At 47.7% G+C, this 14,085-nt stretch carries 10 protein-coding genes; 2 read left to right on the forward strand and 8 right to left on the reverse strand.

All coding sequences use genetic code 11. From position 1 onward, the window contains the following. Nucleotides 1–215: 215 nt before the first annotated feature. The 5 genes from MHH25_RS23050 to MHH25_RS23070 form a co-directional block, all read right to left on the reverse strand. Nucleotides 216–1,328 (reverse strand): glycoside hydrolase family 88 protein, encoded by a 1,113-nt coding sequence (locus MHH25_RS23050; RefSeq protein ID WP_340018238.1) that lies wholly within the window; start codon nt 1,326–1,328, stop codon nt 216–218. 24 nt (nt 1,329–1,352) lie between these two features. Beyond that, the gene (locus tag MHH25_RS23055; protein WP_340018239.1) at nt 1,353–2,852 is read right to left on the reverse strand and encodes an extracellular solute-binding protein; all 1,500 of its coding nucleotides are present in this window, start codon (nt 2,850–2,852) and stop codon (nt 1,353–1,355) included. A gap of 61 nt (nt 2,853–2,913) precedes the next feature. Then, nucleotides 2,914–3,786: a carbohydrate ABC transporter permease gene (locus MHH25_RS23060; protein ID WP_036617041.1), complete on the reverse strand. Its 873-nt coding sequence runs from the start codon at nt 3,784–3,786 to the stop codon at nt 2,914–2,916. A 45-nt stretch (nt 3,787–3,831) separates the two neighbouring features. Further along, on the reverse strand, nt 3,832–4,785 hold the full coding sequence (locus tag MHH25_RS23065) for a sugar ABC transporter permease (RefSeq protein WP_017686861.1): 954 nt from the start codon (nt 4,783–4,785) through the stop codon (nt 3,832–3,834). 282 nt (nt 4,786–5,067) lie between these two features. Continuing rightward, nucleotides 5,068–7,404, reverse strand: a complete 2,337-nt coding sequence (locus MHH25_RS23070) for a helix-turn-helix domain-containing protein (protein WP_340018240.1) — start codon at nt 7,402–7,404, stop codon at nt 5,068–5,070. A gap of 527 nt (nt 7,405–7,931) precedes the next feature. Between MHH25_RS23070 and MHH25_RS23075 the strand changes: the two genes are divergently transcribed. Both MHH25_RS23075 and MHH25_RS23080 read left to right on the forward strand, forming a co-directional pair. Next, a complete protein-coding gene (locus MHH25_RS23075; RefSeq protein ID WP_340018242.1) occupies nt 7,932–9,935 on the forward strand; it encodes a DNA mismatch repair protein MutS in 2,004 nt (667 codons plus the stop codon). Between the two features lie 139 nt (nt 9,936–10,074). Further along, nucleotides 10,075–10,326 (forward strand): cysteine-rich CWC family protein, encoded by a 252-nt coding sequence (locus tag MHH25_RS23080; RefSeq protein ID WP_076319879.1) that lies wholly within the window; start codon nt 10,075–10,077, stop codon nt 10,324–10,326. Nucleotides 10,327–10,386: 60 nt separating this feature from the next. Here the strand turns inward: MHH25_RS23080 and MHH25_RS23085 are convergent, their stop codons facing one another. The 3 genes from MHH25_RS23085 to MHH25_RS23095 are packed head-to-tail and all read right to left on the reverse strand — an operon-like array spanning nt 10,387 to nt 14,062. Beyond that, nucleotides 10,387–11,532: a mannitol-1-phosphate 5-dehydrogenase gene (locus MHH25_RS23085; protein WP_340018244.1), complete on the reverse strand. Its 1,146-nt coding sequence runs from the start codon at nt 11,530–11,532 to the stop codon at nt 10,387–10,389. Beyond that, nucleotides 11,529–11,963: a PTS sugar transporter subunit IIA gene (locus tag MHH25_RS23090; protein ID WP_017686856.1), complete on the reverse strand. Its 435-nt coding sequence runs from the start codon at nt 11,961–11,963 to the stop codon at nt 11,529–11,531. The genes MHH25_RS23085 and MHH25_RS23090 overlap by 4 nt, the downstream gene beginning before the upstream one ends. After that, nucleotides 11,960–14,062 carry a BglG family transcription antiterminator gene (locus tag MHH25_RS23095; protein ID WP_340018245.1) on the reverse strand — a complete coding sequence of 701 codons (2,103 nt, stop codon included), beginning with the start codon at nt 14,060–14,062 and terminating at the stop codon, nt 11,960–11,962. Before MHH25_RS23095 ends, MHH25_RS23090 begins: the two co-directional genes overlap by 4 nt. Nucleotides 14,063–14,085 lie beyond the last annotated feature (23 nt).

Below are 14,085 nucleotides of genomic sequence, written 5' to 3' on the forward strand. Positions count from 1 at the left end.
CATCTCTCCTTTTGGATAAGGTTATGTACACAGACCACTCCGATGACAGAACAACCTTCAGATCGCTGTTATCCCCAGATTTTTTGATTCCCTTTTATAAAGGGGAAAATCCGGGGATAAGCCTATGCTTCCGATGCAGCTTTCTTTCAGAAAGCTTTTAGGCGAACGCTTCGCTTCCTCAGATTATTTCTGCCCTCTCCGTTCTCATGTACATGTTAGTTGGACTTGTAAAGTTCAATCTCCACTCCTGCCAAAATGAACGGAGCGACCGACTTTGGATCATTGATCCGAATGGACTCGGTCACATAATACTCATAGGACCCGTCACGATACGGGCTTCCTCCAAGACCGGCTCCGCCGTTACACTGCGTCAAGGACAGTACGCCTTCACGGTCCGTTTGCAGCAGATGCTGTAGCAGACCCTGATACCCTTTTTCCGCAACCGCTTTGAACTTGCCACTTAGATATCCTTTACGCACACCTTTGGCCAATGCATAGACAAACATTGAGGTCCCGGAAGCCTCCAGATAGTTCCGCTCACGTCCCGGTTGATCCAACAAATGTGGCCATAGTCCGGTCTGCTGATCCTGCACATGCACTAGTGCGTTTGCTACCCGTTCGAAGATACCCACAATCTGTCCGCGCTGCGGATGATCTACCGGCAGATAATCCAAGGTATCCACAACCGCCATCACATACCAGCCCATCGCCCGACTCCAGACATGTGGTGAACATCCCGTCTCACCCGAACTCCAGCGCTGCTCTTTGCTCTCATCCCAGGCATGGTACAAGAGACCGCTACGCGGATCACGTGTACGTTGCTCCACCAGCAAGAGCTGCAGAGCCGCCTTGTCAAACCACTTCTCTTCCTCCGTCACTGCCCCATACTGGGTCAGATACGGAGTAGCCATATACAATCCATCCAGCCACATCTGGAAAGGGTAAATCTTTTTATGCCAGAATCCCCCTTCACTCGTATGTGGCTGCCCCTTAAGCTGAGTCATCAGCAACTCCGCAGCTTTGCGATACTTCTCTTCTCCCGTTTTCTCGTGCAACAGGAACAGTGATTTCCCCTGATTGATCTGATCCAGATTATATTCCTCGATCGTATAGGAGCGAATGGAGCCATCTTCCTGAACAAAATGATCCATCAGCTCACGGATGTAGTCAAAATACTTTTGCTCCCCCGTGTGCGTATACAGCTCCTCCAGTGCTTTCAAAAAGCAGCCGTTCTCGTAATGCCAAGTGGCGTACAGCTCATGGTTGCGATAACTTTCCATGAATTGCTGTGCCATACGCACCGATGTGAGTTGCAGTGTTTCCTTCATGATCAAGCCTCCACTTCCGGCTCTTTATTGAGCCTGTTTTTTGTAATCTTCGGCATATTCCTCACGAATCTTGTTTCCACCCGCATTGCCCCAATTCTCGATTTCCTTTTCCCAGCCACTTTGATCGATCTTGCCCATAATGTATTTGGTTTGCGCATCGGCAATCACCTGATCCAGATCCGCCCCGCGGTCACCATACGTTTGAGAATATAACGTCAGCGCAGGGTTTGGCACAGCGTGCTCCGCAAGTTCCTTGGCAAGTGCCGTACCTTTTTCACCCAGTTCGGTGTCCTTCAATTTTGGTACGTTATATCCTTCCACATAAGGAAGGTTGTCACGGTAAGGTTTCACTTCACGCTGGAATGCATCGAAGTCACTCATCTCCACCTGATCTTCGCCCACTTTGGTGTAATGTTTGTCTTCCATACCACGCATCAACAGGGTCGCCATCTCAGGGTCCATCAGTTTATCCAGGAAGGAGAGCAGGTTTTTGAGTTCTTCTTCCGATTTCACCGTTGATTTAGGGAATGCCAGAATCCCGGAATTACCCGTCTGTCCTGCAACACGGTCTCCGTTCGCTCCAAGCAAACCAGCGATATCTACCACACCATCCGGATTGTTTTTGGACAGACGCTCTTGCTGACTTTTTCCGTTCTGAGCAACACCAACACGGATACCAACAACACCAGAATCATACTTTTTCTCCGCTTCCGTAGAGTCGAATACAGCAAAGTCTTGGTTCAGCAGTTTCTCATCGTACAAACGTTTCAGCAGATCCAGCACCTGCATATATTCCGGTGTCATGAATTCCGGCGTGAAGCTGCCATCATCTTCGACCTTCCACTTGTTAGGTGCACCAAAACTTACGCCAAGGCGCGTCGTGAAGGAATATTGATCCTCATTATATTTTTTGAAAAGCATCAGTCCAAACGTATTATCCTGACCATCTCCATCCGGATCGGAGGTTGCCAGTGTTTTGATCGTTTCATACCATTCATCCGGTGTGGCTGGCACCTTGAGATTCAGCTTCTCGAACCAGTCCTTGCGATAGATCACTGTAGCCCGCGCAATATCGGAGAAAACAGGAACCCCGTAGATTTTTCCCTCTACCTTGATGTTGTCAAAAAAACGTTCGTTCTGTGCCGACAGATTTTTGTAATCTTTCAGCAAAGGTCCCACTTCCCAGAACACGTCATTACGCATCGCGCTGGTCACGGTAGGGTTATACTGCACTTTCACAATTTTTGGCATATCACTTGAAGCGATCATCACGTTAATTTTGTCATTGTAGGCCGAAGCCGGAATCCACTGGATATCCAGTTTGGTATTGGTATACGCTTCAATCTTTTGCTGAACTTCATTACCTTTGCTTGGCACATCACCCACCTGTGCAATGGCTACGGACACATTTTGTACGCCGCCCTCGGCAGCCTGACCCTCGTCTGATCCGCATCCTGCCAGCAAACCTGTCACCAGTGCCAGTGTGCTCAAGACAGCTACGGCTTTCTTTTTTGTTGCTTTCATAACATGAAAACCTCCCTTTTTTATGCAGTCATAGTGAACTGACTTTGAACCATGTGCCGACTCAACCTTTCACCGAACCCAGCATCACGCCTTTTGCAAAGTGCTTTTGCAGGAATGGATATACCAGCATAATCGGGATCGTGGAGAACACGATAACGGCCATGCGAATGGTAAGCGGCTGGATCTCGGTCTCTTCGATACTTGTGTCTCCGATTCGGCTCTGTGCCAGAATGACAATCTCACGTAGCCAGACTTGGACAGGCCACTTCTCACTATCGTTGATATAGATAACAGCGCTGAAGAAACTGTTCCAGTGGGCCACCGCGTAAAAGAGTGAAAATGTCGCCATGGCTGGCATGGACAATGGCAGTACAATCCGGAACAATACGCTGACATCGTTACATCCATCAATTTTGGCTGCATCCTCCAGTTCATCGGGAATGGCTTGGAAGAAGTTTTTCAGTACAATCAAGTTAAATGCACTAATAGCAGTAGGTAACATCAGTGACCACAACGTATCCGTCAGGTGCAAGGATTTCACGACAAAGTATGTTGGAATCATCCCGCCACTGAAGAGCATCGTGAACAATACACCGAGCAAAATGGGCTGGCGTCCACGCAAATATCTTCTGGAGAGCGGATACGCCATAAGTGATGTAAACAGCAGGTTAATGAAGGTACCGATCACGGTAATATAGACCGATACACCCAGACTCCGAATCAAAGTATCTGTAGAGAAAATGTAACGGTACGCAGCCAGAGAGAACTCTTTTGGAAAAAGAATGAATCCTCCCTTAGCCACTTCATGCGGACTGGTAAACGAGACGGCCAAAATATAAATGAACGGGATGACCGTCACGATTCCAATCAACAGCAGCAATCCATGATTGAGAAAATCAAAGATCCGGTTGCCCCACGTTTTATCCTGTTGCATCTTAATGTTCACTCCTGTCTGGTGAAGAACGTCTACACCCGAGGGTTAGTAGACGCCTTCCTCCCCGAATTTTTTGGCCAGCGTATTGGCACCAAGAACAAGCGCCAGCCCGACAACCGATTTGAACAACCCGACAGCAGCGCTGTAACTGTACTGTGCCTGGGTAAGACCCTTCGTGTACACGTAGGTATCAAATACCTCGCCCACATCCCGATTTGTCGGAGTTAGCATCAGGAAGATCTGTTCAAAGCCTGTATCCAGGAAATTTCCCAGACGCAGAATGAGCAAAATGACGATGGTACTGCGAATGGCCGGCAACGTAATGTGCCAGGTTTGGCGCCACCGATTGGCACCATCAATCCGTGCAGCTTCATAGAGCTGTGTATCCACACCGGAAAGCGCCGCCAGGAAGATAATTGTGCCCCAACCAACTTCTTTCCAGATGGATTGTCCAACAATCATCGTTCGGAACCAACCGGGTTCAAGCAGGAACGCCACTTTTTGTCCAGTCAGGTTATAGAGCAATTCATTAATCGCACCACCCTCAGTTGTGAACAGCATGTAGAACACACCGACAACAACAACCCAGGAAACAAAGTGTGGAACATAAACAAGAGTTTGTACAAATCGTTTGAAGCGTTCACGGCGAACTTCATTCATCATGAGTGCCAGTACAATTGGCAGTGGGAAAAAGAACACGATGTTATAAATGGCAAGTAAAAACGTATTTCGAAATAATGTCCAGAACTGCGGTTCTCCGAAGAAACGCTGGAAATGTTTGAACCCTACCCAGTCACTTCCCAAGATGCCCTTGTAAGGCGTGTAATCCTGAAAAGCCATCGTGATGCCATACATGGGTATGTATTTGAAAATAACAAAGTAAAGCACACCCGGTATTAACATGATATACAGCCACCGGTTTTTGATAATGTCCCTCCACAGCAGGTTTTTGTCACTGCGGGTAGCGGGCCGTGTTCGAGCCGCCGTTTCGGCTTTCATATTGTCTTCCTCCCCACATTGGAAACGATTACAAAATATCACTTCCTGAATTCATGTCTTCATTGTGGAGGATAAACGAATGACTGGCTATCGTCTCGTTTTAGCCTTTTGTTTTTCCTTATGTAGCAAGGGTTTAGCTCATTTATATCACAGAGTTCAAAGGCGCAATGAACTGCTTTCAACCTCTATATTCCTGTCTTAACTTCATAGAGAAAAGTGGTCTTCTTCCTTCATCCAAACATAAAAAAGCCTGCCTGCCATGGCGGGCAGAGCAGGTTTGTTTTATCGCTGCTGCTCCCGGTACTTGCCGGGGGTGGTTCCTGTGATTTTGCGAAATGTACGGATAAATGCGGTTGGGTTGGTATAGTTTAATTTCTCGGCAATCTCCGATATTTTAAGATTTGTTGTTTGCAGCCATGTCTTTGCTTTTTCCATACGATACTCTGCGAGATATTCCGTAAAATTGACTCCTGCTTCCTTCTTGAATACCCGACTTAGGTAAACAGGGTGAAAATTAAGCTCAGCGGCACAGGCTTCCAGCGATAATTCACGATCATAACGTTCCTCAATCAAACGAATCATACGTCTCGCAATATTCATGTATTGGGACTCTTCCTGCTCTCGCCAGAAACGGATGACGGGCAAGAACAGCCGCTTGCGGAACCAATTGGTCATTTCGTCCAATGTGGACAACTTCAGCAAATGTGACATCGATGCTTTTTCACCCAGTACTTCAGCTACATCCCCGCCCTGCTCCTGCACAAGCTGATATACACGAGACAATAACTGAACCATAATGACGGGGTATTCACTGAAATGAAGCTTTTTGTCTGCAAGCAGTCCCAAATATTGCTTAAAGTAGGCGTCCGTCTTCTCCTCATCTCCTTGCTTGAGCGCAGACGCAAGCTGATCCTCGATCATACGTAACTGGGTATACAACGCGGCCTCCATCTGACCACGTGGCTGAATATCCTCGTAATGCAAAATAATACGGCTGCCCAGACTGACCCGGCCCTGCAGAGCCTCTCGGCTCTCTTGAACCGCTCTTGGCGTATCTCCGATACAAGTGTAAGAACGACTGATGCCAATACTTACGGGCAGATTCAGGTAGGTCACGACACGTTCGCGAATCCAGTCTGCCTGGGTATGCATCCATTCCTTCAGCTGCACCTCATCCATGAGTTCGGAGGCAAGAACGGTGACCTGAGCATCATCCAGCATGACCGGAGTGAACCGAACTGCCGAAGGGAGTAGCTCACCTACCATATTATTGACAGCAAACAGCAGCAGATCGCGATCCTGTTCCTCATATCGGGTCCCTTCCAAGGTATCGATCTGGAGCATGAGTACACCAAGACTCGCCCACCCTGTCGGGAAATCGTACAATTCTCCCTGATATCTGAAATCTTCTTCCGAGATTTTACCTGTCAGCAGTTTGGTCATAAAAAACTCCTGGAGGTGCACGTGCTGCCCCTTCATCTGCTCACGCATCGTTTTCTCCGAACTGAACAAGGTTGACAATTGCTCCTCAATATAGATAAATTCATCCTGACGACGTCCTGACGGAGCAACTGGGGAATCCAACCCCTTCGTAAATTGCAGCAGTCTTGAGATCGGGGAGTACATCCGCCGACTGCCGTATATGGCGAACAATCCCGTTACACATAACATGACCAGTGTAGCGATACCGGTAACCAATGCAATTTTCTGTGACTGGGCCGTAATCTGTCCAAGAGATACAACGGACACGTATAACCAGCCATTGAGCGGAGATTGCCTATAGCTAACCGCCACTTGATTACCTTCCACCTCCGCACTGAAGAAACCCTCTGGCTGGCCCGTCGTTTGCACCATTTCCTGAATTTCCTTATTCAGCCCGTCATATTTCCCGCCTTGCTGCATATCGTTCAGAAAATACTTCTGCTCCCGATCCAGAACGTACATATCTCCAGAATTCGTATTTCGGCTCAAGTAGGTACTCAGTTCCGTATCGGCGATATCAATCACAAGAAATCCCTTTGGTTTCACATTGGTTGGTATCATCGGGATTTTGAATACCATACTGACCACATTATCCGATGATATAAGAGCAGGTGCCTGTTCGGGTGTTAGTTCACCCATACCTGCTGACACAGGTACACTTTCTTTGGCTGAACTGGCATTCTGAGTGACCCAGAACAGGCTGTTGGTATAACTTAGGTAGGAGCCAATTCGGTCTCGAATGCTGAAATCATCCAATTTGCCAAAAGAACGCATCGAAACGACCCAATCTTCATCCAGATTAACCAGATAGGCTTGGTCAATGTTCGTAACCGCTTGCAAGTTGTTAAAACCGGAGGTCAGATCACGAATCTCCTGAAACTCGCTGCTGTCTAGTGGTTTCTTCATCGCTTGTAGTACCAAGGGCGAATTAACATACTGGATGGAGGATAATTGCAGGCTGCGCAGAACTTGTTCCACCCTCATTTGGGTCTGATGCAATATCTGAAGATTGCTCTCACGCACTTTCTGTTCAATGTCACGTGATGCAATCGTATACGAGACCGAACCAATAACAATGACCGGAAGGGCTCCGAGGATCAGGGTAAAACAGAGCAAACGCAGTAAATACTTCGGCAAGAAGAGCATCCTCCTTTATACGTGTGTTTATTAAAATAAATCGCTTTCATTGGATTATTTTACTATTGTTATTTTAAAACCCATTCTTATTCAAGTCCACTCATTTATTCTAAAGGTTGACTTCAAACCAATTTCCAGTTTATATTGGTTGCATATTCCTCAATCAAAGGAGAGATTTTTAATGTCGGTGAATGTTCTTAACTAACCAAGTTTCATATTCAGGAGTTTGGCCTTTCATTGCGCTTGTGCCCATATGGCATACGTGTATTTCATGATGCGCCAGATCCCTGTACTTAGTTAAGAACAGCGGATATCATAAATCGCCTCCGGGATTGTAATTGTCCGGGTCTATTTCCGCGCTGAGTTCAGCGCGGATTTTTTAATATAGACCTGTAGTGGACTTTGCTTTCCCATACGTTTAGGGCGGAGAATGACGTTTGTTCATTCTCCGCCCTTTTTGCGTTTTCCAGGACTATGTTTCAGCGCGTCAACTGAAATCCCAATTCCAATTCAAGGAGAGATTACGCATGAATGAGAACACATTAAACAGTTTGGGCTATCCACAAATTCAAAAAAATGTTGCAGACTGCGCCCTGTCTTATCTGGGCAAACGTTATGCGAGAGAACTAAAACCGATGGTAGATGCTCACCTGATCGAGATTCGCCTGGAAGAAACAGCAGAAGCTGCTGCATTGATTCGCTTCGGGGCCAGTATCCCCCTCCCTTCACTCGACGGAATGGAAACCATTATGGATCTGCTTGGCACCGGTTATCTATTCAGTGAACGCGACTTCAGTCATCTCGCTCAGTTCCTGCGGAGCTGTGCACAACTTATGAAATACATGGAGGGCAAATCCGGGGCCGCTCCCACCGTCAGTCGTTATGCAGCATCCATGATTCTAATCGAACCTTTGCTGAGTGAGATCGAGCGTTGCATCCATAGTGGACGCATTCAGGATCAGGCGAGCAAGGAACTGATTCGTATTCGTAAAAAAATAACGGTGAATGCGGAACGCATGAAACGAAAACTTGATTCTCTGGTGAGTAAACATCGCTCCATTATGCAGGAACATGTCATCAGCCAACGGGGAGAAAGAACGGTGCTGCCCATTAAGAAAGAGTTTCGCAAACAGGTGAAAGGCAGTGTGCTGGATGAATCGGGGAGCGGGCAAACCGTGTATATTGAACCCGTTGAATTAGTAAGTCTACAGATGGAATTGGCCGCTCTACAAGCCGAGGAGTCCCGAGAGGAGATGAGAATTCTCGGTGATTTAACCTCCCTGGCCGAATCGTATAACCGTGAAATCGCCCTCAACACCGAAACGGTAGGTGTATTGGACTTCCTGTTTGCCAAAGCCAAATATGCGGCCACCATGGATGGACGTACCGTTCGAGTCAATACTCAGGGCCACATTAACCTTCAACGTGCACGTCATCCGTTCATGGGTTCTTCCATGGTTCCCCTTGATTTTGCAATCGGCAGAACATACTCGTCGCTCATTATTACTGGCCCGAATACCGGGGGGAAAACGGTCGCACTCAAAACACTTGGCTTGTTAACCCTGATGATGCAATCGGGTTTGCTTATTCCGGTGGAGGAAGGTGGCGAGATGGCTGTTTATAACGAGGTAGCGGTTGATATTGGTGACGGGCAGAGTTTGGAACAAGCGCTCAGTACATTCTCTGCACATATTCGCAATATGATTGGCATACTGGAACAGGCGAATACATCAACTCTGGTGCTCATTGATGAGATGGCCTCCGGCACAGATCCCGGTGAAGGTGTTGGACTTTCTATCGCCATGCTGGAGGAACTTCACAGCCGCGGAGCAACCGTTGTGGCGACAACACATTTTGGTGAAATCAAACATTTTGCTGCTGCCACGCCAGGATTCGAAAATGCCCGGATGGAATTTGACACCGTTTCTCTCCAGCCGCTGTATCGATTGCGTATCGGAGAAGCTGGTGAGAGCTATGCTTACTCCATCGCATTAAAGCTGGGCATGCCACAGCGAATTATCGAGCGATCCAAGTCCCTGTCCGATCAAAGTATTTCAAGAGATCGTACATTAGTGTTCACGTCACCTCCTTCGGAAACTAAGGCCCTGACGCCTGCTCGTTCTGGTACAGAATCAGTCAGCCCAGCAGAGTTATCCAGGAGGAACCAGTCGAAGCAGTCAAAGGATTCAATCGCTCTCCACAAAAAGACAACAACCAGAGAGTCGGATTCTTCTGCTCCTGCCAAACCTTTTCGCAAAGGCGATCGGGTATATGCGGCCTATCTCAATCAGTCGGGCATCGTCTGTGATGTGGAGGATAGCCGTGGAAATATCGGGGTCATGCTGCGGGGACGCAAAGTCAAAATCCATAAGAAACGCCTGACCCTGCATATATCTGCCAATGAGCTTTATCCAGGTGACGATTATGACTTGGATATCGTTCTAGAAACAAAGGAAAATCGAAAGAAACGTAAATTGATGGGACGCAAACATGTGGAAGGCCTACAGATCGAATTACCGTCTGAAGAGTAGCCGATGAGAGAAACAGATGTGGTGAACTGGAAGTCATATATACAGAGTGAAATCCATAATCACCGGCGTATTTCTGTTATACTGGGACCAGTATGTTCAACTTCAGCTCGTAGCTATTCCACAGGGAGGGAAGAACTGAATGTCTGTAGAACAAGACAATCAAGAGCACATCCATATCGATGTTCTTGTCTGCCCGTTATGCGGGGAAGCTAATCGCTGTTCCTATGCCGAAGGACATCCTCATTCGGAATGCTGGTGTAACCGGGCTACTTTCCCCGAAGGTGTATTTGACCGCATTCCGGCAGAGCAGCGCCGAAAATCGTGCATATGTCAACGCTGTTTGGATGACTATGCCAATAAAAGCCAACCAAAAGAAGAGCCACACAGTTAACAACTGTATGGCTCTTCTTCATTATGCCTCATCTATACTGCTAGCTGGCTACCACTGCTCTTACATTTGGTTATACTGGGCAACAGCCTGTTCAAGCACCGGATGATGCTCATCCATGGACGTATAATGGTGGAGTGCAGCTGTAATCCCCTTCTGGCGGATTATGTCCTGCAGTTCAACCGCTTCCGGATCATCGGAGACATCGAACTTGCAGGCTGCTGCCATGCCCATAGCCAGATAGGTCGTTTCGCTTCCATCCGCATATGCCTGTAGGGCCGGGCGAACCAGACGATCATTCGGAGACAACTTGCGCAGCGGGGAACGACCAACACGAGTAACCTCATCAGTAAGATACGGGTTTACGAATCGTCCCAATATTTTGACAATATACTGCTCATGTTCTTCCGGGTTGAATGCAAAACGCTTCACTAGAACTTTTCCAGTTTCCTGCAAAGCACCGTAGACAATCGATTTCACCTTTTCATCGGCAATAGCCTTCTGAATCGTGTCATACCCGTGCACATTACCGATATATGCTGCAACGCAGTGTCCTGTATTAACAGTGAACAGCTTCCGTTCGATATACGGCTCCAGATCATCGACATATACAATGCCCTCAACCGGTTTGAATGCAGGAGCCATCTGGGAACGGTCCACCACCCACTCGTAAAAAGGCTCCACCTGTACATGCAACGGATCTTCATGATGCTGAATAGGCACAATTCGGTCTACGGCCGAGTCTGGAAAATAGACATACTGATCTGCAAGGGAACGTACCTCTTCATTGAGCAGAGCATATACATGCTCTTTCAATTGTGTACTGGCTCCAATGGCGTTCTCGCAAGCGATAATGTGAAGCGGGTTTTGTGCCGGACCGGAATTCAGTCTTTTTTCCAGTCCCTTTGCAATACCTGGTGCAATATGTTTCAGCACGCCCACACCCACTGCGGTTGTAATTAGATCAGCTTCCACCACGGTTTGGGCAACCGTCTCCAGCTGGGTTCCATCGATTGCATTTACACCTGTGACGGTCTCCTGATCCTTGCTCTCGTTAGCCAGTTCCACCGTATATTGCCCCCGTTGCTGGAGAGCCGTTACCAAGGTCTGATTCACGTCGGAGAAAACAACCTCATACCCTGCACGGGAGAGAATCAATCCGATAAACCCGCGTCCAATGTTACCTGCGCCAAAGTGTAAGGCCTTCATAGCTCCATTTCACTTTCCAGAATAGCAATAACTTCTTCGGCTGTTTTCGCCAGACGCAGGGCCTCCATATTCTCATCCTCAGCACAGATCACCGCGATGCTAGTCAAGATCTCCATATGTTCCCCGCCTTGAGCCGCGATACCAATGACCATATAAGCTTTTTCTTCGCCAAAATCAACACCTTGTGGATACTGAATGACAGAGATACCTGTGGATAAAATGAAAGCTTTGGATTCCTTTGTACCATGCGGAATAGCCAGGCCGTTCCCTACATAGGTCGAGACAATCTCTTCACGTTCAATCATCTTCTCAATGTAATCAGCGGTAATATGTCCCGCATCCTTCAGAATCTGCCCTGCCATGCGAATCGCTTCGTATTTGTCCTGAGCCGTCGCATTCATGATGACTTTATCTGTTGTTAACATACTCATAATGGTTGACCTCCAATTTCGGTTTTACTGCGATAAAATCCAACAAGTTCCTGGGACAGGTAATGAATGAGTTCATCCCTGATTCCCTTTTCCAGCAATGTAATCATTTCTTCCTGTAATAACAGGGCGCTGATCTCACTGAGAACCTCCAGGCTTTCCTTGGATAATTCTCTGGGACCAAGCATCAAGAGGACATGGGTAACTCCTGCCGGATCATCCGGCGTACAGAGGAGTGGCTCAGTGAGCTGAAACAAGCTAATAGACGGCCTGTAAATTCCCTCACTGCGTGTATGAAACAGCGCAAGTCTTGTACCGGGAATCTTCTGACTCCCCACTGCTTCACGTGCCTCCAACCGTTTTGCGATCTCCCCCGGTTCCTTCAGCACACCAGATCCATGGAGTACGTTGCACATCGCATACACCGTTTTATAGAAACCGATATCTTGGTTATCCAGCGGGTACACCTGAAACTTGCCAATAATTCGGACGATTTCAACTAAAATAGCTTCCATTCCATCCGGGTCCGAGTAACGACTTGTCGTCTGAACCTCGGCTTCACGGGGCTTATTATGCTGTCGTTGTAATGTTGTTGTTCGGATAAAATGACGCAGACGCTCGCTCTCTTCTGCCGTAAGCAGTGGACTCACTTTGTAATACTGATGCTCATCCATCGGCAGATCAACAGTGGATAACACCAGATCATATTGATCTGTAGGCATCCGGGCAGCTTCATACCAGGACACGCTGTCCATGATCCGAATCTCGGGAATCTCCTTGGACAGTCGGCTGGAGAGCATACGTGATGAGCCGATTCCGCTTGTACACACGATGATCGCCCTGATCTCCCGTTTCAATGCACGTAACCTCTCGATAGAAGCCCCAAAATGCATGACCAAGAAACCAATTTCTTCATCCGGAACTTCTGTGCCTGGCCAAGCTTGATGCACGGATTGTTTGACCTCTTCGAAGAGGGAATCATAATCCTTGCGAATCTGCTGCAGTAGCGGATTACGAATCATCTGTTGCCCTTCAATTCGCTCCATGACAGGTTGCATATGACCAAGCAGACCTTCACGAAGCAAACGATCCTCATGAAAGGCGTAATGCGTTCTCGCCTGCATCTGATCAATCAGTGAATGTACCCTGTCCAGTAAAATCAAATCGTCTATTGGCAACAGCCGCGAAGAGTGAATCCGTTGCTCTGTCTCAACTAATAGTCTATGAAAATAAGCTTGCTCATCTTGGGAGAATGTCAGCTCCAGCTGGGTGGATAACACACCACACAAGCGGGAAGCCATATAAGGTGGAACCTTCATCTCATCTTGCTCTGCAACTTCATCTCCCGTGTTCTCTCGTGGAGACATACGGCCAATACCAAAGCCTTTACGAATACGTACAACCGCTACGGATAATTGAATCAGCAGCTTCATGTATTGGCGTTCCGGGATGTTCTCCAGCCATTCGATGTCTGGTTGCCATAATGCATTTTCGACCGTAAGCACATCACCGTGTCCAATCATATCCAACAATTTTTGGTTTACGATGGAGCCTCCCTGTTCCGGCTGTCTTCCGAATAGGTCCGACTCATCCAAAAATTCGAGAGCAAGTGCAGCTATGGCTGTGCGATGAATCGTCTCACTTCCGTTAATCTTGACGCCATATCCTCGTCTGCGAACCAGCTTTAGTCCCGCCTGACGAATTCGTGACTCCAGATCGTCCAGATCAGTGGTTACGGTTGATACGGTCACTTTCAGATCCGAAGCCAAGGCGAGTAACTTTACAGGCTCCGGTTCATCCAGCAGGATGCAAAGCATGAAGAGCTTACGCTCTTCTGGCGTAAACTCTACATATTCTTTACCCTCTAGTTGCTGGCGCAATACAGCCAGATCATCGGAACCGGCATCGATTCGGATACCGGTTCCTGATTTTTTTTCCAGCTTCATACCCAAAGGTTCAAGCCATTGTTCAATCATTTGCAGCTCCCGGTGAACCGTTCGGGTACTGACCTTTACTTCAACGGCGATTTCGCCGGCTGTTACTTCATGTGGATGCTCTAGCAAGAACTCCACGATTTCACGTTGTCTTTTGGTAATACTCATATCTCAGCCTCCGGCTCAGGGAA

Source organism: Paenibacillus sp. FSL H3-0457, from assembly GCF_037981725.1.
Lineage (GTDB): Bacteria > Bacillota > Bacilli > Paenibacillales > Paenibacillaceae > Paenibacillus > Paenibacillus amylolyticus.

Coding starts and splice junctions, on each gene's coding strand:
- MHH25_RS23060 (WP_036617041.1), bottom strand. CDS start 3,786: ATGCAACAGGATAAAACGTGGGGCAACCGGATCTTTGATTTTCTCAAT.
- MHH25_RS23090 (WP_017686856.1), bottom strand. CDS start 11,963: ATGAGTATGTTAACAACAGATAAAGTCATCATGAATGCGACGGCTCAG.
- MHH25_RS23055 (WP_340018239.1), bottom strand. CDS start 2,852: ATGAAAGCAACAAAAAAGAAAGCCGTAGCTGTCTTGAGCACACTGGCA.
- MHH25_RS23095 (WP_340018245.1), bottom strand. CDS start 14,062: ATGAGTATTACCAAAAGACAACGTGAAATCGTGGAGTTCTTGCTAGAG.
- MHH25_RS23075 (WP_340018242.1), top strand. CDS start 7,932: ATGAATGAGAACACATTAAACAGTTTGGGCTATCCACAAATTCAAAAA.
- MHH25_RS23065 (WP_017686861.1), bottom strand. CDS start 4,785: ATGAAAGCCGAAACGGCGGCTCGAACACGGCCCGCTACCCGCAGTGAC.
- MHH25_RS23085 (WP_340018244.1), bottom strand. CDS start 11,532: ATGAAGGCCTTACACTTTGGCGCAGGTAACATTGGACGCGGGTTTATC.
- MHH25_RS23050 (WP_340018238.1), bottom strand. CDS start 1,328: ATGAAGGAAACACTGCAACTCACATCGGTGCGTATGGCACAGCAATTC.
- MHH25_RS23080 (WP_076319879.1), top strand. CDS start 10,075: ATGTCTGTAGAACAAGACAATCAAGAGCACATCCATATCGATGTTCTT.